Origin of the sequence: Vibrio sp. 1180_3, assembly GCF_029478545.1 — a bacterium.
Classification (GTDB): domain Bacteria; phylum Pseudomonadota; class Gammaproteobacteria; order Enterobacterales; family Vibrionaceae; genus Vibrio; species Vibrio aestuarianus.
Genome location: NZ_SJFM01000022.1, coordinates 22,394 through 42,173, shown reverse-complemented (window position 1 = coordinate 42,173; position 19,780 = coordinate 22,394). Strand labels below are relative to the sequence as shown.

Annotated in this window: 21 protein-coding genes; 6 read left to right on the top strand and 15 right to left on the bottom strand. The window is 40.9% G+C overall.

Features of this window, described 5'->3' with window-relative positions; all coding sequences use genetic code 11:
- Positions 1-28: 28 nt before the first annotated feature.
- Positions 29-1,927: a fructose-specific PTS transporter subunit EIIC gene (locus tag EYW48_RS13870; RefSeq protein WP_053309888.1), complete on the bottom strand. Its 1,899-nt coding sequence runs from the start codon at positions 1,925-1,927 to the stop codon at positions 29-31.
- A gap of 319 nt (positions 1,928-2,246) precedes the next feature.
- Here EYW48_RS13870 and EYW48_RS13865 point away from each other — a divergent pair, with 319 nt between their 5' ends.
- Positions 2,247-3,101 (top strand): AraC family transcriptional regulator, encoded by an 855-nt coding sequence (locus EYW48_RS13865; RefSeq protein WP_171981409.1) that lies wholly within the window; start codon positions 2,247-2,249, stop codon positions 3,099-3,101.
- Here EYW48_RS13865 and EYW48_RS13860 read toward each other — a convergent pair.
- The 7 genes from EYW48_RS13860 to EYW48_RS13830 form a co-directional block, all read right to left on the bottom strand.
- Positions 3,098-3,886 (bottom strand): PTS sugar transporter subunit IIA, encoded by a 789-nt coding sequence (locus EYW48_RS13860; RefSeq protein WP_171981410.1) that lies wholly within the window; start codon positions 3,884-3,886, stop codon positions 3,098-3,100. The genes EYW48_RS13865 and EYW48_RS13860 overlap by 4 nt on opposite strands.
- 6 nt (positions 3,887-3,892) lie before the next feature.
- Positions 3,893-4,189: a PTS fructose transporter subunit IIB gene (locus EYW48_RS13855; protein ID WP_053310437.1), complete on the bottom strand. Its 297-nt coding sequence runs from the start codon at positions 4,187-4,189 to the stop codon at positions 3,893-3,895.
- 180 nt (positions 4,190-4,369) lie between these two features.
- Positions 4,370-5,146: an outer membrane protein OmpV gene (ompV, locus tag EYW48_RS13850; RefSeq protein ID WP_277432567.1), complete on the bottom strand. Its 777-nt coding sequence runs from the start codon at positions 5,144-5,146 to the stop codon at positions 4,370-4,372.
- Between the two features lie 112 nt (positions 5,147-5,258).
- The gene (locus EYW48_RS13845) at positions 5,259-6,197 is read right to left on the bottom strand and encodes a LysR family transcriptional regulator (protein WP_277432566.1); all 939 of its coding nucleotides are present in this window, start codon (positions 6,195-6,197) and stop codon (positions 5,259-5,261) included.
- Positions 6,198-6,321: 124 nt separating this feature from the next.
- A complete protein-coding gene (locus EYW48_RS13840; RefSeq protein WP_261926782.1) occupies positions 6,322-6,618 on the bottom strand; it encodes a putative quinol monooxygenase in 297 nt (98 codons plus the stop codon).
- Positions 6,618-7,271 (bottom strand): oxygen-insensitive NAD(P)H nitroreductase, encoded by a 654-nt coding sequence (nfsB, locus tag EYW48_RS13835; RefSeq protein WP_277432576.1) that lies wholly within the window; start codon positions 7,269-7,271, stop codon positions 6,618-6,620. The genes EYW48_RS13840 and nfsB overlap by 1 nt, the downstream gene beginning before the upstream one ends.
- Before the next feature lie 97 nt (positions 7,272-7,368).
- The gene (locus tag EYW48_RS13830) at positions 7,369-7,794 is read right to left on the bottom strand and encodes a PaaI family thioesterase (protein WP_053309881.1); all 426 of its coding nucleotides are present in this window, start codon (positions 7,792-7,794) and stop codon (positions 7,369-7,371) included.
- Positions 7,795-7,832: 38 nt separating this feature from the next.
- Here EYW48_RS13830 and EYW48_RS13825 point away from each other — a divergent pair, with 38 nt between their 5' ends.
- Positions 7,833-8,111, top strand: a complete 279-nt coding sequence (locus EYW48_RS13825) for a DUF134 domain-containing protein (RefSeq protein WP_053309880.1) — start codon at positions 7,833-7,835, stop codon at positions 8,109-8,111.
- On the opposite strand, the gene nqrM is transcribed toward EYW48_RS13825, so the two are convergent.
- Both nqrM and EYW48_RS13815 read right to left on the bottom strand, forming a co-directional pair.
- A complete protein-coding gene (gene nqrM, locus EYW48_RS13820) occupies positions 8,108-8,311 on the bottom strand; it encodes a (Na+)-NQR maturation NqrM (protein ID WP_053309879.1) in 204 nt (67 codons plus the stop codon). The two genes, EYW48_RS13825 and nqrM, sit on opposite strands and share 4 nt — an antisense overlap.
- The gene (locus EYW48_RS13815) at positions 8,308-8,781 is read right to left on the bottom strand and encodes a NifB/NifX family molybdenum-iron cluster-binding protein (protein WP_053309878.1); all 474 of its coding nucleotides are present in this window, start codon (positions 8,779-8,781) and stop codon (positions 8,308-8,310) included. Before EYW48_RS13815 ends, nqrM begins: the two co-directional genes overlap by 4 nt.
- 568 nt (positions 8,782-9,349) lie before the next feature.
- Here EYW48_RS13815 and mglB point away from each other — a divergent pair.
- The 3 genes from mglB to mglC all read left to right on the top strand — a co-directional run bounded on the left by mglB (position 9,350) and on the right by mglC (position 13,097).
- Positions 9,350-10,324 (top strand): galactose/glucose ABC transporter substrate-binding protein MglB, encoded by a 975-nt coding sequence (gene mglB / locus EYW48_RS13810; RefSeq protein ID WP_053309877.1) that lies wholly within the window; start codon positions 9,350-9,352, stop codon positions 10,322-10,324.
- A gap of 246 nt (positions 10,325-10,570) precedes the next feature.
- Complete coding sequence (gene mglA, locus EYW48_RS13805) at positions 10,571-12,079, top strand: galactose/methyl galactoside ABC transporter ATP-binding protein MglA (protein ID WP_053309876.1); 1,509 nt, start codon at positions 10,571-10,573, stop codon at positions 12,077-12,079.
- A 10-nt stretch (positions 12,080-12,089) separates the two neighbouring features.
- On the top strand, positions 12,090-13,097 hold the full coding sequence (gene mglC / locus EYW48_RS13800; protein ID WP_053309875.1) for a galactose/methyl galactoside ABC transporter permease MglC: 1,008 nt from the start codon (positions 12,090-12,092) through the stop codon (positions 13,095-13,097).
- A gap of 58 nt (positions 13,098-13,155) precedes the next feature.
- On the opposite strand, the gene EYW48_RS13795 is transcribed toward mglC, so the two are convergent.
- A complete protein-coding gene (locus EYW48_RS13795) occupies positions 13,156-14,085 on the bottom strand; it encodes a LysR family transcriptional regulator (RefSeq protein WP_274673443.1) in 930 nt (309 codons plus the stop codon).
- Between the two features lie 128 nt (positions 14,086-14,213).
- Between EYW48_RS13795 and EYW48_RS13790 the strand changes: the two genes are divergently transcribed.
- Positions 14,214-15,305, top strand: a complete 1,092-nt coding sequence (locus EYW48_RS13790; protein ID WP_277432565.1) for an alkene reductase — start codon at positions 14,214-14,216, stop codon at positions 15,303-15,305.
- Between the two features lie 113 nt (positions 15,306-15,418).
- Here the strand turns inward: EYW48_RS13790 and EYW48_RS13785 are convergent, their stop codons facing one another.
- The 4 genes from EYW48_RS13785 to EYW48_RS13770 form a co-directional block, all read right to left on the bottom strand.
- The gene (locus EYW48_RS13785; RefSeq protein WP_274674809.1) at positions 15,419-17,059 is read right to left on the bottom strand and encodes a phosphoethanolamine--lipid A transferase; all 1,641 of its coding nucleotides are present in this window, start codon (positions 17,057-17,059) and stop codon (positions 15,419-15,421) included.
- A 3-nt stretch (positions 17,060-17,062) separates the two neighbouring features.
- A complete protein-coding gene (locus EYW48_RS13780) occupies positions 17,063-17,419 on the bottom strand; it encodes a diacylglycerol kinase (RefSeq protein WP_053309871.1) in 357 nt (118 codons plus the stop codon).
- Between the two features lie 235 nt (positions 17,420-17,654).
- Complete coding sequence (locus tag EYW48_RS13775) at positions 17,655-18,953, bottom strand: ATP-binding protein (protein ID WP_274674810.1); 1,299 nt, start codon at positions 18,951-18,953, stop codon at positions 17,655-17,657.
- Between the two features lie 59 nt (positions 18,954-19,012).
- On the bottom strand, positions 19,013-19,714 hold the full coding sequence (locus tag EYW48_RS13770; RefSeq protein WP_176246330.1) for a response regulator: 702 nt from the start codon (positions 19,712-19,714) through the stop codon (positions 19,013-19,015).
- Positions 19,715-19,780 lie beyond the last annotated feature (66 nt).

Below are 19,780 nucleotides of genomic sequence, written 5' to 3'. Positions count from 1 at the left end.
CACGGGGGACGGGGTGGTTGGTTAAGTATTATGCTGCTGTTTGTTGTAATTTCTCTTGGCGCATTTTTTTCAGCGTCACACAGATAAGACCAGTAACGACTGCACCGGTTGCCATACACAGAAGGGCAAGTAGCGGTTTGTTCATTGCGCCGAGTAATGCTACTACAGGACCGCCGTGAGCAACACTGTTTGTAATACCAAAAGTGAAAGCCATGACCGCTGCAACCATTGAGCCGAGTACGTTTGCTGGGATTACTGACATCGGATCTTGCGCTGCAAATGGAATGGCACCTTCAGATATACCCACTAAACCCATAGCGCCAGAGGCTTTACCTGCTTCAATTTCTGATGCTTCAAATAAGTTGAGTTTGCGACCAAGTACGGTTGCTAGGGCCATGCCCAGAGGAGCTACTGGAATAGCACATGCCATTGCACCCATAAATTGAGTTTGACCGCTAGCAATCATCCCTACAGAGAATAGAAACGCCACTTTGTTGAATGGTCCACCCATATCAAAACCAGCCATCCCACCTAACACAATGCCCAATAGAATAACGTTACCCGAGCTCATATCCGTCAGTAGCGCGTTTAAGCCATCCATTAAGCTTGCGATAGGTGCACCAATAACAAAGATAAACAGGCTAGAGATAAATAGCGAACCTGCAATTGGAGCAATCATAATTGGCACAAGTGGTTGCAAAAATTTGTGAAAATGAATGCTGGTTAGCCATTTAATAAAGTAACCCACGAGAAGACCCGCGATAATTGCACCAATAAAACCGGTACCGGCATCTGCACCGTAAAATGAACCATTATTGGCGATCCAACCGCCGATTAAACCTGGAGTTAATGCGGGGCGGTCAGCAATCGCGTATGCGATGTAACCAGCAAGAATCGGGATCATCAATGTAAAGGCAACCACACCCACATTGAGTACTTGGTTCCACAAACTGCCATCAGGAATGGCCATTCCCGCCTCGGTAGGCTCACCACCGATAGCTAGAGCCAAGGCAATCAACAAACCACCCGTAACAACAAATGGGATCATGTGTGACACGCCATTCATTAAGTAGCGGTATAAATCAGAACGCGCTTGCGCCGCTTTGCCTTTTCCATCAGACACATTAGCGCTGGCATCAGCGTTGTATTTAGGGGCATTTAAAGCTTTTTCAATTAAACCTTTTGCATCGCGGATCGGTGCTTTTACACCAGTTTCGACCAGTTTTTTACCAGCAAAACGTGCCATATCGACCTGTTTGTCACACGCAACAATGATGGCGTCTGCTTTGGCAATTTCTTCATCGCTTGGGCTATTTTTCACACCAATAGAGCCGTTGGTTTCTACTTTGATGTGGTAGCCCAGTTCAGCGGCTCCTTTTTCAAGGGCTTCTGCGGCAAGGTAAGTGTGCGCAACACCAGCCGGGCAACCAGTTACCCCAATTAAGAAGCCTTGATCGGCTTTTACCGTGTTTTCTTTCTCAGTTTTGGTCAATAGTAAGGTGAGTGCCTCTTGCTCTGTCGTTGCTGATAAAAATTGTTCAATAAAGCCATCTTCAATCAGCTTAGAAGAGAGTTCAGCAAGCACTTCAATATGATGGTTTGAACCACCGTCTGGTGAAGCAATCATAAAGAAGAGTTTTGATGGTAGGCCATCTTCAGCGCCGTATTCGATGCCCGTTTTGCTAACGCCAATCACAACGGCAGGTTCAATAACGGCAGTGCTTTTAGCATGTGGCAGTGCAACGCCATCTTCAAAACCGGTATTGCCAAGTTCTTCACGGGCATAAATATCGGCTAAGAATTGTTCTTTATCGTTGATACGGCCTTGTTCTGCCAGTACATCGATGAGTTCAGAAAACACCTCATCCTTTGATGTTGCTTGAAGATCAAGACGGATCAATTTCTCATTAATGAGTTGAGTGATCATCGTTCGTTCCCTATATAGTTTTATCGTTATTGTAAATGACGCTTTGTTGACGATATTGTGAACGGATAACGTATGATTCGGTAGTGTACGAAAAATGCATTTACTGGATTATTGTACCCTTAGTTACTAAACGTGATCAGTGTCCTGTTTCTGTTTTTTGATTGTCATCTTAATGATTATCATAAAACACCTTTAAAATCAGGTGAATATATTGATTTTCTTGTGTTTTTTATAGTTGGTCAAACCAAGCTTATGTTTGGTACAGTATTGATTATTGGATTATAGTTGCATCTCTAATGCGTGTTGTAAGGTTTGTTATGTGATCCCCGTTTTTAAGAATGTCATTGAAGTCCTATTGTCTGAGCGCGAGAGCTTTAATCGAATTTGGTTTGCTAGCGATAACATTACGCCGCCTGCATTTAGCTACCAAGTCAATTTTCCTCGTTTAGAATTAGTAGTCAGTGGGGTATACAGTAATGAAATTGAAGAGGCAGAGCACAATATCGCCAAGGTGAATATTTTAGCAGGGGACGCGCTTTACATTCCGCCAAATTGCTGGAATAAACCGGATTGGGAAGAGGACTGCTCGGTATTGAGTTTATTGTTTGGTCGTCGCCAAATGGGCTTTAGCCTAGTGAGTAAACATAAAGGGGATAGTGGATTTTATGACGTGCAAAAACACAGTATACCAACCCGAACCGGTCATGCGATTGACCATATTTTAGCAGGCTTAAATGCGTTAGCTCAAGAGCCGACAAAAAGCCCAATGGATGAACATTTACTGCTGGCATTACTAAGCTACAGTGCCACCATGCTTGACCAGCCAGATGCTTCGCCGAAAAAACGTAGTGAAGACTTGTACCAAGGTATTTGTATCTATATACAAGAAAACTTTCATCGCAGCATTACGCGCGATAGCATCGCCCATCGCTTTAATATTTCAGCAAACCATCTTTCACGTATGTTTCGCCAGCAGGGTCATATGACATTGGCTGATTATATCGCTTGGGTACGAATTGAACGGGCCAAATTCATGTTAAAGAAATACGCATTTCGCCTGAACGAAGTAGCAACGCGCTGTGGGTTTCTCGATGTCAATTATTTCTTTCGTGTCTTTAAAAACAAAACAGGAATGACACCGTCGGAATACCGTGCAACAGTCACTAATACTTAGTTAGCGAAGCTTTCTTCTTTCACCATTACGTGCAGCAAAATAGCTTTTATGGTTTCCTCGCGTTGTGCATCTATCAACAATTGTCGGTGATCCTGATCTAATAACCAGCGAGTTAATTTTGTGATTGGTTTTAAGACAGTCTTATCACAAGCGGAAGGCAAAAGCAGGGTAATGATCATGGAGACCGGGCTTAATGTAGCTGACCAATTCAATTCATTATCTACGACGTGAACCGCTAATGCTGGGTGTGTAATGCTAGGGTGCATAATATGAGGTAGGGCGATACCAGAGCCAATGAGTGTTGATGAGACGGTTTCTCGTTGTTCAAGTGCTTGCAGAATGTCAATCGGGTTGTGGGGCACGAGTTGTTGTGAAATCTCATATAGAGCGGTTTGCTTTGTCGGGCAAGAAAGTGAATTTGAATAATGCCACTTTAACGAAAAAGGCAGTTTAAAAGCAGAATGTGTATTGAAAATATGTTCGGCGTGACGGTTTTGTTTATGGGATGTAGAGATTAACAGTGAGTGATCACGTAAATATTCAGTGATTACCATACATGCTAACTCAGCATCCAACCCTTCTATAGCGATCTGGCATAAGTCACCAGGATTTGACCCCATACTTAAGACTTGCAGCGTATGTGTAAGTAGTGCTTTTTTATCTCTGGTGAGGTTGAATACCACCACCACTGAGCGGAAATGATGGCTTAACGTCTTCAGCTCATTGAGCTGCCAACCGACTAACCCGTTAGGTTTTAAGACAAAATTGATTCGGGTGGTGATCATGGATACTTACAGATAACGGTCAAGCACAGACTGAACATTTGTTAGAACTTCTTCAATCGAAACTTGAATGGTTTTACAGCCAGCAAAACGCTCACGTCGCTCAATTTCAATGTCAGAGGCAATTAAAATAAGATCAGCACTGACAATATCTGAAACGGTGAGTGGGTTCTCTACGCCCATCGCCCCCTGTGTTTCTACTTTGATAGATAAGTGACGTTTTGCTGCTTCTTTTTTCAAGGCATCAGCCGCCATATAGGTATGAGCAATACCTGTTGGACAAGCGGTAACCGCTATAATTTTCATAACATTAAAATGAGTAGGGAAATAATAAGTGAGTATAAGGAGGTTAGAAGCTAGGCTCAACCAAAGTTCAGAGTTAAAGCTGTTATCTTCATCAAATAACAGTAATCCCACATTTAGCGGGATTACTTTCTTGAAGCTAACTACAAGGTCACAGAGAGTAACGGAAACCTTGTTTAGCCATTAGAAGTGATAGGCGACAGTGGCGCCAAATAGCCATTGATTTGCACTGTCGACCAACGGCGAGTCGGAAATATCTGAGCCTAAACGAGCGTAGGTAGTAGTTTGAGTGACTTCCCAGTTTGTTGAAAGAGGCAGTATCATTTTATAGCCAAGGTTATAAGCAAAGTCGCTTCCACCTTTGTATGCTTTACGAGTTGAGTTGGCTTCTTTATCTTTAACGCCAAAGTAATAGTCTACATAGTCTGAGCTTTGATAAGTGACGCCTGCAAAAGGAACAAGATCCAATTTTCCTAGGTTCATAATATGGAAATATTTCACTCCAGCTAGGTAACCGCCATAAGCATTGGTCACGTCATGTTGGAAATAGGTAGAAATGGTACCTTGTGGGCTTACGGCAAAGTCTACATTAAGGCCAAGGTCTAGACTGATGTCACGTTTATCCATGCCTCTTAAGATGTCTGCATCGTCGCTTTTGTAGCCTAAGGCGCTGCTACCTAGGTAGGCGCTGGCATTAATAGTATCTCCAGTTTGACCTAAAAAGCGGTAGTTGATTCCACCAAAGTCAACGTTTAAATCTTCACCGTGGTAACCAAAGTTGAGTAGTGGCGCGACGGTATGATCTTGCCCTTTATACAGTTTGCTACCGATAACCGCTCCAGCTTCTGCAACCCAACGACCTTCGTGAGTATAGATCTGACCGTTTCTAATGTATGTTTCAGCTGCGAATGCTTGTCCGGTAAGGAGTGTCGTTGCAACGAGAAGAGTCAGTTTTTTCATGCTTGAAATATCCTATAGTGTGGTTTGTTTATGTTATGAACACTGTACAAAATGAGAATGAAAAAAAATATCGACACTTTGTATGGATATGTCATTCATGTGTCATGAATCGTTATTGTCCGCCAGCATTTCCATTAATAAAGTGAATAGTATGGCGTAATAGTTGTTCACATTTTTGTTGAAGAAATTGGTGAAGTGCACGCGTTGTCGGACTCATTAAGCGTTTATCGGCACAAACCAAATAAACAGGCGTTACTTCACTTTGCCAATCGGGGAGGAGCGAGATTAACGACCCATCTATAAGATCTTGGCTAATGTCGAGCAGCGATTTGTAAGCGACTCCTTTCCCTTTTATAGCCCATTGCCTTACGGCGTCACCATCATTCGCGGCTAATTGCCCTGATACTGAAACCGTCTCAACGTGACCGTTTTTCCAAAATACCCATTTATTATGATAACTGCCAGAAAGCATAAAACATAAACAGTGATGCGAGAGTAAATCAGTGGGTTGCACAATTTGGGGGCTATTTTTTATGTAAGTGGGTGATGCACAAGCGACACGAATATTTTCTTTGCACAGTGGTAGCGCTACAAGGTTTGAATCGGGTGGAATACCATAGCGAATAGCAACATCAATTGGCTTACTGTACATATTGGTAATACTGTCAGAGAGCTCTAAGCGAATAGAAACTTTCGGGTGCATGGTCATGAATTCATCCAGCCAATCCAACAGTTGATTGCGTCCGAGGTCGGAAGGTGCTGAAAGGGAAATGGTGCCAGAAAGTTCACCTTTTGCTTCCGAAATCATATCTAAGCCATCTTGTAAAATCTGTAATGCGCTGGTGGTTTGAGTAAGGAAAATGTCGCCTTCGGCGGTGAGTCGCAAACTTCGTGTTGATCGCACAAACAGAGCGAAACCAAGCTGTGATTCGAGTCGTTTAATTGCTGCGCTTACAGCCGCAGGCGTTAAATTAAGGCCATGAGCAGCTTGTGAAAAGCCGCCTTGTCTTGCCGTTTCAACAAAAATATTTAGATCGTTTAAGGCTTTCATTGGTAGGACTTTCTAGTTGGTGTGATAGCCATAACAACATAAAGAGAGTGGTTTGCAAAGTCTGATAATTGAAGAGCAATGAGTTGTAGTTTGTCAGGCGACAACTCATTAAGCTGATTGCTATTTAAGCAATGAATATCAATGGGCGTGGCTGTATATACTCGATCAGCGCTTCTTCATTGACGATAGCAAGAAAATGCTGAAAATGTTTGCTTTGTTGATGCTGAAGTAATGATGCTTCAGAACACCAAATTTCTTGCATTACAAACAAGCCGTCAATGGATTGATCTCGGTAAAGCTCATATTGACAGCAACCTGTTTCTGCACGAGAAGGCTCCAATAATTCGGTAAGCAGTATTTCAACTCTTTTTTCATTACCCTGACTAGCTTTGATTTCCGCGATTAGATTCACACTTGCCATTAGCACTCCGTGATAATTGTTGTTTCAGGCCAGCGAGATTTAGGCAGCTTGGCATTGAAGTCTTCTTCACTGCGGTAACCTAAAGGAACAATAACAACACTAGACAAGCCTTGTTCTCTTAAAGCGAACGCTTCGTCAAGCACTTTGGCATCGAAGCCTTCAATTGGTGCTGCATCAATGCCTAATGTCGAGACACCTAGTAGTACTGTACCAACGTTCAAATAAACTTGTTTTTCCATCCAATGTTGAGCATCTTTTAAGTCAAATCTGTGCATGTTGACAAAGTAAGAACGACCTCTGTGCTGACCTTGCTTTGCCTCATCATTGGAAAATCGCCCATCTTGGTCTTCAACTTCAAGTAGATCAAGTAAGTAATTTTCATCAATACTGGTTTTCGCGCAGAAGACTAAAACGTGAGAGGCGTTAAGGATTTTCCCTTCGTTAAATGAGTAGAAGCCTTGTGTCGCTTGTGCCACTTTTTGCTTGGCTTCATCACTGCTTGCGAGAATGAAATGCCAAGGTTGAGCGTTGGTACTCGAAGGGCTAAAACGGATCAGCTCTTTAATTTCAGCAATGTGCTGGTCAGAAATACGTTTTGTTGAGTCAAAGGCTTTGGTTGAATAACGAGTTTTCGCATGAGCGGTTATGTTCATCATATATCCTTGTTTCTAAATAGGTAGCTTATTGTTGATATACAATAAGCTACCCTGTGAGCATGAAACAGTGCTCCCATTCATCATCACTTTCAAATTATTTTTTAAAATACTCGTTATTCCCTTGGCACATGAACTTGGCAGTAGCGGTTGAAAGGCATTGTTCACCACAAAATATCGAACTATCAAGATAGTAAATCGTTCGTTTTTGTTTAATGAGCGTTGCTTCAACCGTGAGAGATTGGTAAAGGGGCACTGGAGAAAGATATCTTACGGTTAATTCTGCTGTCATGGCGTGGATATCTTTAGCAAATAAACAATGAGTCATTGCCGAATCATGCAGGGTGCTGATCAACCCTCCTTGCATTACGCCGCGATAGCCTTGCATCTTTTCAGTTGCTACAATCTGTGCGGTCACACGATCATCAGTTAACGACTGAAATTCAATAGGTTGGTGATTTGAAAAAAAAGGTTCGCAACAAACTGCGCAGTGACAATGGTGTGGTGGATGCTGAATCAACATAATGTTTCCAATCTATGAATGAGGAGTAGGAACAGATAATGGCTAGACCGAAAAAAGCACGTAATATTTGTGGGCAGGCTGCATATGCTTGTTTCAAACCCAATGGCGTTAAGCTTACAGAGTTAGCTCAGGTCGATTTGCTGCCGGAAGAGTTAGAAGCACTACGGCTGGCAGACAAAGAAGGGCTAAGTCAATTAGATGCAGCGACTCAAATGGGCGTATCAAGACAAACGTTTGGTAATATTGTTAATCGTGCCCGAAGCAAAGTCGCTACTTGCCTAGTGGAGGGATGCGCACTGATGCTTGTTCAATACTAGCCATGTGATGTAGGTTCTTCAATTTGATAGAGTACTTTTTGGTGCTCATCGCATACATCAACACAATTGCATTCTCGCTCAATATCAATATTAGCCAGTCCACCACAGCTACCTTGTAAAGATTTTCTGCGAAATAAAACGCCCAGTGCCATCAATACAATCAAGCCAACAAAAAGCACAAATGCTAACAGGTAAGTCATACTGTTTCCCTGCTAATCACATTCAATTTAAGTACTTTTTTTAATGCAACCATGGTCCGAGGAGAAAGCTTATTATTGAGGCTATTCTTGGTATGGCACTCTTTTTTACTAGCACATGTTTTTTTTGCTTTATTCGGTGACGGTTTGCCAAAAGCAAGATCAGTCACTGGTTGCAGCTGATTTGGGTTAAGTGAAGATAGAACGCTCCCTCTCGGAGCTTTATATACAGCAATGTTTTTATTGAAGAGTGCTGACAACATATTTTGTCCAATACTACGGACAATGACGGCATCGACGTGATGATGGTTTAGAATATTAAATAATGTTTTTTTCTTGCCACAGTTTTCCTTTGAAAGCGGTACATCAATTAACGTACTAGTTGATTTTACATTATCTACAATCATCAATTGTGGTGCTTTAGCAAAGTGATTGAAGAGGGCGTTTTGCTGGCAAGGGATCGCGTAAATCATAAGAACTCCTAAAATTCGCATTTCGTTTTCAAGTCAATATACTCTCTATTTTTGGCATATGCCAATAACAATGAGGTGAAAAATTAGAATTCATGGATGAAAACAGCGCGTAAAATTATTTGGATATAGCAAATAGACCGAGTATTACTTGTCAAGTTTTCCTCAATTGTTTCACGTATGTAACAATTTTAATCTACACTTTGTCAGCTACAAACCCATGAATCTTGATTGCATATACATAATATCAAGTGTAAACGTTAACATTTGGTTATTTGAGAGTTTGAACGTAATTGTTTGTTCATTTGGCTAAGAAAACGAGAAGATGATCTCGCTGTTACATTGCGTTACGTAGCCTTACGTAATTTTGCAGGTCTCATCAAATTATTTACATCAAAACTTACAATTTGACACGTTCGCCATCAAAACTTTAACCAGTTCACATTAATTGTTCTTATTATTACTATACTTCGAAAGGTAAACGTTTTCACTGACGCCTTTTTTGTCAGTTAGATAGCGTTTTCCCCCTACATATAACGTAATAACAACACTAACAAATAGGACTTGTTCAATGAGAAAGTTAACTACTTTAGCAATGCTTGCTGCCGGTATGAGTTTTGGTTCTCAAGTAATGGCTGATACAACAATCGGTGTTACTGTTTATAAATATGATGACAACTTCATGTCGGTTGTGCGTCAAGCCATTGAGAAACAAGCAGACGGCGACAGTGATACCAAAGTTTTGATGAATGATTCTCAAAACAGCCAATCCATGCAAAATGACCAAGTAGATGTAATGCTCGCACGCGGTGTTAAAGCCCTTGCTATCAACCTTGTAGACCCTGCGGCAGCACCGAGTATCATTAGCAAAGCGAAAATGGACGATGTTCCAATCGTTTTCTACAACAAAGAACCAAGTGCGAAAGCGTTGGCTTCCTATGACAAAGCGTATTATGTGGGTACGGATTCTAAAGAGTCTGGCATCATCCAAGGTGACTTAATTGCTCAACATTGGAAGGCAAATCCATCATGGGATAAAAATGGCGATGGTGTTCTTCAATATGTCATGTTGAAAGGTGAACCAGGCCATCCAGATGCAGAAGCTCGTACATCTTACTCAGTGAAAATGATCAATGAAAACGGCATCAAAACTGAAGAACTTCACATGGATACTGGTATGTGGGATACCGCAATGGCAAAAGACAAAATGGATGCATGGTTGTCAGGCCCTAACGGTAGCAAAATTGAAGTTGTTATTGCCAACAATGATGGTATGGCAATGGGTGCAATCGAAGCATTACGTGGCGCAGGTGCAACAGTTCCAGTATTTGGTGTAGATGCCTTGGCAGAAGCACTTGCATTGGTTAAATCTGGCGATATGGCTGGTACAGTATTAAACGATGCTGATTCACAAGCGAAAGCGACATTTGAATTAGCGCGTAACCTAGCGAACGGTAAACCTGTAACAGAAGGCACTCAGTGGGAAATGAAGGACAAGATTGTCCGCGTTCCTTACGTAGGTGTTGATAGATCTACGCTTGAGTAATCTAATTTAAAGGGGGAGTTATTCCCCCTTTATCCCAATGCAGCGTGTTTATTCAATCAATTATCGAGAGACCATTCATATTTTAAACTGCAGAGATGTTAGTGGCGTTCATTGCTCATAATTACATAGTTTTTCTATGTTAATGGGAATAATTCTATGCTCTTCTTAATCGAAAGTTTAATTTGTTTGGTTATAGTAAAATAAGCGTAATTGATAATAACAACCTAAAATGAAATAAGTGATGCCATGGTAAATCAAGAACATGAATTTCTGTTAGAGATGACAGGAGTGAGTAAAGAGTTTCCTGGGGTTAAGGCATTAGATAAAGTAAATTTAAAAGTTCGACCACACTCTATTCATGCATTAATGGGAGAAAATGGAGCAGGGAAGTCGACACTATTAAAATGCCTATTTGGAATTTACGAAAAGAATGAAGGTGATATTATATTTCTAGGCGAGCATGTTAATTTCCAATCGTCTAAACAAGCTTTGGAAGCTGGTGTTTCCATGGTACACCAAGAATTAAACCAAGTATTACAGTGCTCGGTTATGGACAATATTTGGTTGGGTCGCTATCCAAAAAAAGGGTTATTTGTTGATCACGATAAAATGTATCGTGATACCAAAGAAATCTTTGATGAATTAGACATTGATATTGACCCAAAAATTAAAGTGGCGAAATTGTCAGTTTCTCAAATGCAGATGGTCGAAATTGCCAAAGCATTTTCTTATAACGCTCGTATCGTGATCATGGATGAGCCAACTTCATCTTTGACTGAGAAAGAGGTATCACATCTCTTTACTATTATTAAGAAGTTAAAAGAGAAAGGCTGTGGCGTGGTTTATATCTCACACAAAATGGAAGAGATTTTCGCCATTTGTGATGAGATTACGATCCTACGTGATGGGCAATGGGTAGACACTCGACCACTGCAAGGTCTAGATATGGACAAAATCATATCGATGATGGTTGGTCGAGAACTTACTCAACGCTTCCCTGTAAAAACAAACGTCCCCAAAGAAGTGATTTTAGAGGTTAAAAACTTAACAGCGCTGAACCAACCTTCGATTCAAGATGTTTCATTTGAACTAAGAGAAGGTGAAATTCTCGGTGTCGCTGGGCTTGTTGGTTCAAGGCGGACTGATATAGTCGAAACGATTTTTGGGGTACGTGAGCGCAGTGGTGGGCATATTGTTTTACACGGTCGTGAAATGAAAAACCGAGATGCTCATGAAGCTATTAATAACGGTTTTGCTTTAGTGACTGAAGAGCGTCGATCAACGGGAATATACGGCAATCTAGATATCACTTTTAATTCCTTAGTCGCTAACGTTGATGAATACAAAACCAAATTGGGATTGTTGAGCAACAAAAAGATGAAAAGCGATACTCAGTGGGTGATTGACTCCATGAGTGTAAAAACACCATCGCATGAAACATCGATTGGTTCCTTGTCTGGTGGTAACCAACAAAAAGTAATTATTGGTCGTTGGTTATTAACCCAACCTGAAATATTAATGTTAGATGAGCCTACTCGTGGTATTGATGTGGGTGCTAAATTTGAAATATACCAGTTGATATTGGAATTAGCGAAGAAGAATAAAGGTATTGTTATTATTTCTTCTGAAATGCCAGAGCTGTTAGGTATTACTGACCGAATTTTGGTTATGAGTAATGGCCGTGCCGCTGGGATCGTTAATACTAAAGACACTTCACAGAATGAAATATTAGAGCTGGCCTCTCGTTACCTCTAGGGAAATTATTATGGATTCGGTTAAAACATTTGCAATGAAGCACCTTAAGGAAGGTGCGATCTATGCGGTTCTATTTATTCTTCTTGCTATTATTATTATTCAGGAACCTTCATTTTTAAGCTTGCGCAACTTCAGTAATATTTTAACGCAATCTTCTGTGCGTGTTATTATTGCACTCGGAGTAGCTGGTTTAATTGTTACACAAGGTACTGACCTTTCAGCGGGTCGCCAAGTTGGTTTGGCTGCAGTTATTTCAGCCACACTTTTACAGTCGATTGATAACGTGAATAAAGTATTTCCAAGTATTGGTGAAGTGCCAATTATTGCGGTGATACTTTGTGTGTGTGCTATTGGTGCAATCCTTGGTTTGGTCAATGGTATTATTGTTGCTTATTTAAAAGTGACTCCATTTATCGCGACCTTGGGTACGATGATTATCGTATATGGTGTGAACTCATTGTACTACGACTCGGTAGGTGCTTCACCGATTGCTGGTTTTGATGAGCGTTTCTCTACATTTACCCAAGGGTTCATCCGGTTTGGTGACTTTAGGTTCTCTTACATAACCTTTTACGCCATTATCGCGATTATCTTTATGTGGATTTTGTGGAACAAAACAGTTTTCGGCAAAAACATTTTTGCTGTCGGCGGTAACCCAGAAGCGGCGAAAGTCTCTGGTGTTAACGTACCAATGACACTGCTTAAAGTGTATGCGTTGTCCGGTGTGTTCTATGCCTTTGGTGGTATGTTAGAAGCTGGCCGTATTGGCAGTGCCACGAATAACTTGGGCTTCTTGTACGAGCTTGATGCGATTGCAGCATGTGTGGTAGGTGGTGTTTCGTTTGCTGGTGGTGTTGGTAGTATTGCAGGCGTTGTAACTGGGGTACTTATTTTTACTGTTATTAACTATGGTATGACGTATATCGGCGTAAGCCCTTACTGGCAGTACATTATTAAAGGTGGCATTATTATCTTTGCTGTTGCCTTGGATTCAATGAAATACGCAAATAAAAAATAATTACCTACCTGAGCGTCACGGTTAGTGGCGCTCTTTTCTATCTTATGAAAACTCTCTTTTAATCTTTTGATATACCGAGTGTTTCAAAATAAATCAATATTTCTTCAATCAACGCTTTTATTCGAGAAGGTTGATGTTCTCTATTTGGGTAAATCAAATGTAAATCAGACCCAGAAGTGAGATCCGCTGCATGAAAGCTTTGATGGTAATTATCTAATACGGTAACAAGTCTTCCTGATGCTAAGTCAGCTTGGATATCTAGTTGGGATTTGAGGGCGATTCCCGCACCTTCAGTCGCCCATTGGCGGATGATGCCACCATCATTAGAAAGTCGTGCCGGTTTTATAAGTACATCTTGCTGTATATTATTGTCATAGAATGACCAGCGAGTCAGTGATTCGTTACCACGAACCATGCCTAAACAACGGTGATGCTTAAGATCATCCGGAACCTGTGGAATACCATGTTGCTTTAAATAATTAGGTGATGCGCATAATACACGTCGGTTTTGGATTAATTTTCTTGAAATTAATTGACTATCTTTCAGTGATCCATAACGAAGTACTAAATCGAGTTTTGATTCATAGAGACCTAAAATCGTATCGCTAAAAGTAATATGTGGAATAACCTTAGGATGCTTGAGCAAAAATTTGTCTACTATTGGTAATAGATGCTGGCGACCCAGATCTTTAGGTGCAGAGATCCTAATACTACCTTCAAACTGTGTTTTCTCTGTTAATAGTGATGATTCTAACTCAGCAATATTGGCTAGCGTTTGCTGGCTAAGCTGGTAAAAATGTTCTCCAGCTTCGGTGAGCGCAATTTTACGCGTCGTTCTTTGAAGCAGTTTTACACCGTAGTACTGTTCTAATTCTTTGAGTTTTATGGTGACAGATGCAGCTGAGATGTTTAAGGATTTGGCTGCTGCAGCTAACCCTTGTTGCTCTACAATGGCGACAAACAATTCCATATTAGCCAATTTATTCATCTTTTCTGCTCCCCTTTATGCTTATTGTTTATTAAATCTAAATACTATTTTTAAAATTTACTAGATTATTAATCATTTCTTTTGTTTTAACCTTATTACACTGAGTTTAATGACATAGAGACTAATTAATGAGCAAACTATTTTCTTCCGCATCTTTGAATGCATTTGATGTTCAAAACCGTATTGTTATGGCGCCTATGACGAGAGCAAGAAGTAGCCAGCCGGGTAATGTACCGAATGAGATGATGGCGGAATATTACGCACAACGCGCAAGTGCAGGCCTTATCATCACTGAAGCGACGCAAATTTCCGACGATAGCCAAGGTTACTCATTTACTCCTGGTGTTTATACGCCAGCGCAGGTTGTTGGTTGGAAAATGGTAGCCACAGCTAGCCAAAAAAAAGGCGCTAAAATTTTTAATCAGCTGTGGCATGTAGGGCGAGTATCTCATCCAGTTTTTCAAAATGGAGAAAAACCGATGGCACCATCTGCTATTGCACCTGTAGACACGAAAGTGTGGATAGCCAATCAAGGTGAAGCAGGGCTGATGATTGATTGCATTGAACCTAGGGAAATGACCCACCAAGATATCCAGCGTGTCATCGCTGATTTCACTCACGCTGCTACAAATGCCATTGATGCGGGATTCGATGGTATAGAAATTCATGGTGGAAATGGATATCTGATAGATCAGTTTTTGCGAACTAATTCCAATAAACGAAATGACCAATATGGTGGCAGTCGAGAGGATCGTTTACGTTTTTTAATAGAGGTAGTGACATCGGTTATTGATGCTATCGGTGCGGATAAAGTTGGCGTAAGGCTCGCACCTTACATTACATTTAAAGATATGGATTGCCCTGACATTGTACCAACCATTTTGCAAGCAGCTGAACAGTTGCAGGCCTTGAATATCGCTTACCTGCACCTTTCAGAGGCAGATTGGGACGATGCACCGAAGATCCCCGAAAATTTTCGCCGCCATTTACGTGAAGTTTTTAGCAACACTATTATTGTTGCTGGACGATATGATGTGAAAAGAGCTAACGAAATACTTGATGCTGGCTATGCAGACTTGGTCGCTTTTGGGCGCCCATTTATTGCAAACCCAGATTTAGTTGAGCGACTAAAAGAGGGAGTTCCGTTAGCTGAGCTTGATCCAACGACACTATTCGGCGGAGATGCTAAAGGGTATACAGATTATCCAAGTCGCAGCTAGGTCGTGTTGGCCTTTTTCTATCTTTTGAACGCTAATGAACCTAATCATTTAACGCAGAGGCTCCATTTGGAGCCTCTCTTACATCTATCGTCTCAATTGAATGCTGACTTGGGTTAACTGCGACAGTTTGCGAACAGATCCATATGTGGATTATAAACTTCGGTGGTGATATCCATGATGCCAAGCATTGAATGGAACAGATTATCTTGTGAATAGGTTTTTTGTTGAGCATTATTCCGTAAACAGGTTGTATTGAGTGATTTTTCTCGCTCAAAACCAGGGGATGTCCAAAACATCATTGGAACTTGCGTTTGATATGCTGGTGCTAAGCCATAAGGCATACCGTGCAAGAACAAACCGTTTTCACCGAGTGACTCACCGTGATCAGAAATGTAAATCAATGCAGTATTGTATTTATCTTCTAATGTTTTGAGTTTTTCGATGGTTTGAGCAATAACGTAATCGGTATACAAGATGGTGTTGTCATATGTATTGATTATTTGATCAACAGTGCAGTTCTCTATATCCGCTCGCGGGCAATCAGGTTGAAATACCTTTTTGTCTTGCGGATAACGTTGAAAATACGTTGGGCCATGGCTGCCAATTAAATGCATGAGCAACATACGGTTACCCTGCATTTTGTCGATATTCTTCTCGAAATTTTCTAGCATAGCCATGTCATAGCAGGTCTGTCCATTACACAGTTCATCAACGCGGCTGCGATCAATTTCGATTTTGTCGATGTTTTTGGCTACATTCTTGTCACCACCATCATTTTCAATCCAGAATAAACCAACCTGTGCACGCTTCAATATATCCAAAAAGTTATCTTGGTTATCCGCGGCTTGGCGACTGTAATTATCACGAGTAAAAGACGAGAACATACAAGGGACAGATACCGCTGTTGCTGTACCACAAGAGCTGACATCTTGAAATGAAATAACATTTAGTGCTTTGGTGTAGCTATTGGTTGGTCGATTATAGCCATTGAGCTGATAGTTTTGTGAACGAGCCGTTTCGCCAAGTACAAATACCACTAAGGTCGGTTTATCTGTCGCAGCAGATAGAGCTTGTGGCATTTGTTTGGCATCTAACCCTATTTCTCGATAAATAATCGGTGTCGCTAAATACGTACGATGTACATATTTCCCAATGCTATATACAAGCTGTGTTGGGATAATAAGCTGTCTTAAATAAGAGTTGTTACGGCCAACCGAGGCATAGTCTTGATAGTACATCATTGCGACAGTGCCAATCACTACCAAAGAAATGGCCATGGAGGTCAACTTTCGCAAAATCAGATTGAAGAATGACTTGTTTTTTTGAATCGGAGTGATGATTAGTAGTAGGGCTGGAATTATTCCCATGCCGATCATCCACACCAAAGAGTACAGACTAAAATAAGAGCCCGCTTCACTGCTATCGGTTTCTACAATGTTGGCTATCATGTCCGAATCAAACAGGGTGCCATAATTAAAACCAGCGTAACTGACGGCAGCTGACAATAGGATTAAAAGCGCGAAAAAGGGTTTGGTGAGCCAAGGCCAGCTAAATAGATTAAATAAGAAATTAAAGGTGGCCAAAAAGAAGATTGGAATTGAAATAACAAAACCAATTTTTACCCCGTCTAATTTACTCAAAACATCACTGAGCGCAGAATAAACTGGAAGGTTAACAATGACTACAAAATATAACGCAAGACAAAAACTAATGCCTACGTAAGAGAGGTTAATTCCTTTGAATGATCTATGCATTGATTACACCAAAATAAAACACCATGTGAATGCTGCGAAAATTAATGCAACGAGAACGGCGGCAGAGCCGATATCTTTTGCTCGTCCACTCAGTTCATGCCATTCACTACCGACTCGATCAACCACAGCTTCGATGGCGGAGTTCATCAATTCAACAAGCACGACCAGTACTAAGCTGCCAATCATTAATAGCTGCTCTATTTTCGTGACAGGGAGAAAGAATGTGAGCGCGATTAATATAAGAGAAGCAATCACTTCTTGCCTAAAGGCTGCTTCATTCTGCCATGCAGCATGAAGACCTTTCATTGAATAACCGGTGGCATAAAAGAGACGACTGATACCTGTACGACCTGGTTTCATAGTTCAAACAACCTAGTAATAATTATGTGGGAAATAAGATTAAATTAGACTAGCACCATAAGTGTGAAAAATTTGTTGAGGAAAAATCACCCTTTTAGTGTAGTGAGATTAATTGTGCAGTGTTTTTTTGTTAGTCGGTAGTGTTGGTTTGTATGGATTCGTCAGGAAATGTCATTTTTGGAATACAATCATACTTTTAATTGGCTCTCTGTTGCTTGCCGTTTAGCACTAACCTTTATTTTGAATAGGGTAGGAAAATCGTGAAACAAGCACCACCTAGAGGGCTGGTTGAAACGGAAACCTTACCGTGATGGCGCAGGACAACCTGTTTAACTATGGCAAGTCCCAAACCAAACCCTGAGTGTTTTTCTCCCCGAGAAGAATCTGCACTATAAAAGGCATCGAAAATAAAAGGCCAATGTTTCTCTTCTATGCCTCGTCCATCATCATGAACACAAATAAGAAGTTGTTTGTTATCGGGAGAGAGCGAGAGAGAAACGCCAATTTTCCCTTGAGCATACTTTTGTGCATTACCCAATAAATTGTCGAGTGCCCTTTTGAGAAGATACGGGTCTGCGGTGAGCGTGAACAAGGTTTTTGGCTGAGTATATTCAATATGATTTGATGAGTCGGTTCTCCACTTATCAAGCAACGGTTCAAGCCAACTATTAAGCGGTATGGGTTGAATATTCAGTTCACTTTCTGGACGTTCTACTTTTGCATAGTATAGAAGCTCATTTACCATGGTTTCCATTTCTTCTGTATCTTCAATGATACTAGCGACTTTGGTGGCTTGTTTGGGCGTTAACTGATAATCCGCAAGCATTTCGGCTTGCCACTGAATACGGAAGATTGGTGTTCTGAGTTCATGGGCGATGGCATTGGTCAGCGCTTTATTACTGGTAACTAAATCTGAAATTTTGTCTGCCATGAAGTTGAAACTCCGATTTAAGGAACCAACCCGTTTGTTGCTATCAATGGAGGCTCTAGCCGTTAGATCCCCACTTGCAAAGGCGAGCGTTACTTTTTCTAATGCACGTACACGACGACTTAAGAACCAAATAAAGACTACGCAATAGAGTGCGAAGCCAACCAACAAAAAAATTAGAGTGATATTGTCACTAAAGTTGATAGCTTGACGAAGAGGTGTATTTAAATCTGGTTTGAGTTGATAAATATCAGAGCCTAAATGGACTCGAAACCACAGATTTCTATCATTATCATGGAAAGTATAAGCTTGAGAGTGGTCATGAAAAAAAAATTGACTGATATCCGAAGGTAATTCTTGCGTTGAAAATTTGGTGAGTATCTGCCTCGTTTTCTGTGCATATTTTTCGACAGCCGCTACAGCCGATTCATCCCCTTCATGTTGATAAATTACTTCTATGAGGTCGTGCCAAGCCTCAGCCTGATAATCGGCTAACACATAATCATAATCGGTATTGAGCTGATAGATGACGACCTCAATCGTCGCTAAACTTGCGATAAAAAACAGTACTAGTCCTACAAAAGACTCAATATAAATACGGCGCATAACAAGGCTCTTTTAAAAAATATGTTTTTTAATGGAATTGTTTTTATCAATCAGACGGTTTACCACGTATCAGGGACGAAAAGATAACCTTTTCCTCTGACAGTAATAATACGTTTGGGAGGGGAAGAGTCGTCCCCCAATTTTTTACGTAAAAGGACAATTTTATTGTCAACGGTTCGATCAATACCATCATATTCAATTCCACGTAACGCTTTGGTAAGAATATCACGAGACAGCACTTGATCCGGTTCTGAAGCAAGTAGCCAAAGTAAATCGAACTCACTGTCAGTCATTGCAATAGCTTCACCATTTAGTTCACAGATATGGCGAGATTGATTCAAGGTTAATTTACCATATTCAAGTGTTCCCTTAATCGGCTGACTGGTTTGTACCTCTTGGCGTCTTAGTAACATACGCATACGTGCTAGTAGCACACGAGGCTTAATCGGTTTGGTGACAAAGTCATCCGCTCCAATTTCTAGTGCAGCGACATGGTCAAAATCGTCATCGCTTGCCGTCAACATCAATATCTTACCTTTATACATTGAGCGGATCTGTCTACAAATTGTCAGGCCATCGTCACCGGGTAGCATAAGGTCGAGCAGAAGTAAGTCGGGTTGTAGAGTGTTGATGACATCACTCGCATTGCTTCCTTCAGCTAAACTCGTCACATGAAACTCTTTATCTTCAAAGTATTCCGTTAACATTTCTCTCAATTTTTGGTCATCTTCGACGATGAGCAAGGAATATTTTTCTGTCATGAAAACCTTAGAGCTCTAGTCTGACAATATTTGTCAATTTTCAATATTGCGGCAATCATAACGCAA

Bases quoted from the DNA above. Each gene is read 5' to 3' on its own strand.
- EYW48_RS13815 (WP_053309878.1), bottom strand. From the start codon at position 8,781: ATGATTTACGCGATCCCTTGCCAGCAAAACGCCCTCTTCAATCACTTT.
- EYW48_RS13870 (WP_053309888.1), bottom strand. From the start codon at position 1,927: ATGATCACTCAACTCATTAATGAGAAATTGATCCGTCTTGATCTTCAA.
- EYW48_RS13840 (WP_261926782.1), bottom strand. From the start codon at position 6,618: ATGGCAAGTGTGAATCTAATCGCGGAAATCAAAGCTAGTCAGGGTAAT.
- nqrM (WP_053309879.1), bottom strand. From the start codon at position 8,311: ATGACTTACCTGTTAGCATTTGTGCTTTTTGTTGGCTTGATTGTATTG.
- EYW48_RS13780 (WP_053309871.1), bottom strand. From the start codon at position 17,419: ATGAAACCAGGTCGTACAGGTATCAGTCGTCTCTTTTATGCCACCGGT.
- EYW48_RS13830 (WP_053309881.1), bottom strand. From the start codon at position 7,794: ATGTTGATTCAGCATCCACCACACCATTGTCACTGCGCAGTTTGTTGC.
- mglB (WP_053309877.1), top strand. From the start codon at position 9,350: ATGAGAAAGTTAACTACTTTAGCAATGCTTGCTGCCGGTATGAGTTTT.
- nfsB (WP_277432576.1), bottom strand. From the start codon at position 7,271: ATGAACATAACCGCTCATGCGAAAACTCGTTATTCAACCAAAGCCTTT.
- EYW48_RS13795 (WP_274673443.1), bottom strand. From the start codon at position 14,085: ATGAATAAATTGGCTAATATGGAATTGTTTGTCGCCATTGTAGAGCAA.
- EYW48_RS13825 (WP_053309880.1), top strand. From the start codon at position 7,833: ATGGCTAGACCGAAAAAAGCACGTAATATTTGTGGGCAGGCTGCATAT.
- EYW48_RS13860 (WP_171981410.1), bottom strand. From the start codon at position 3,886: ATGATCACCACCCGAATCAATTTTGTCTTAAAACCTAACGGGTTAGTC.
- EYW48_RS13790 (WP_277432565.1), top strand. From the start codon at position 14,214: ATGAGCAAACTATTTTCTTCCGCATCTTTGAATGCATTTGATGTTCAA.
- EYW48_RS13845 (WP_277432566.1), bottom strand. From the start codon at position 6,197: ATGAAAGCCTTAAACGATCTAAATATTTTTGTTGAAACGGCAAGACAA.
- mglA (WP_053309876.1), top strand. From the start codon at position 10,571: ATGGTAAATCAAGAACATGAATTTCTGTTAGAGATGACAGGAGTGAGT.
- EYW48_RS13785 (WP_274674809.1), bottom strand. From the start codon at position 17,059: ATGCATAGATCATTCAAAGGAATTAACCTCTCTTACGTAGGCATTAGT.
- EYW48_RS13770 (WP_176246330.1), bottom strand. From the start codon at position 19,714: ATGACAGAAAAATATTCCTTGCTCATCGTCGAAGATGACCAAAAATTG.
- EYW48_RS13855 (WP_053310437.1), bottom strand. From the start codon at position 4,189: ATGAAAATTATAGCGGTTACCGCTTGTCCAACAGGTATTGCTCATACC.
- ompV (WP_277432567.1), bottom strand. From the start codon at position 5,146: ATGAAAAAACTGACTCTTCTCGTTGCAACGACACTCCTTACCGGACAA.
- EYW48_RS13775 (WP_274674810.1), bottom strand. From the start codon at position 18,953: ATGCGCCGTATTTATATTGAGTCTTTTGTAGGACTAGTACTGTTTTTT.
- mglC (WP_053309875.1), top strand. From the start codon at position 12,090: ATGGATTCGGTTAAAACATTTGCAATGAAGCACCTTAAGGAAGGTGCG.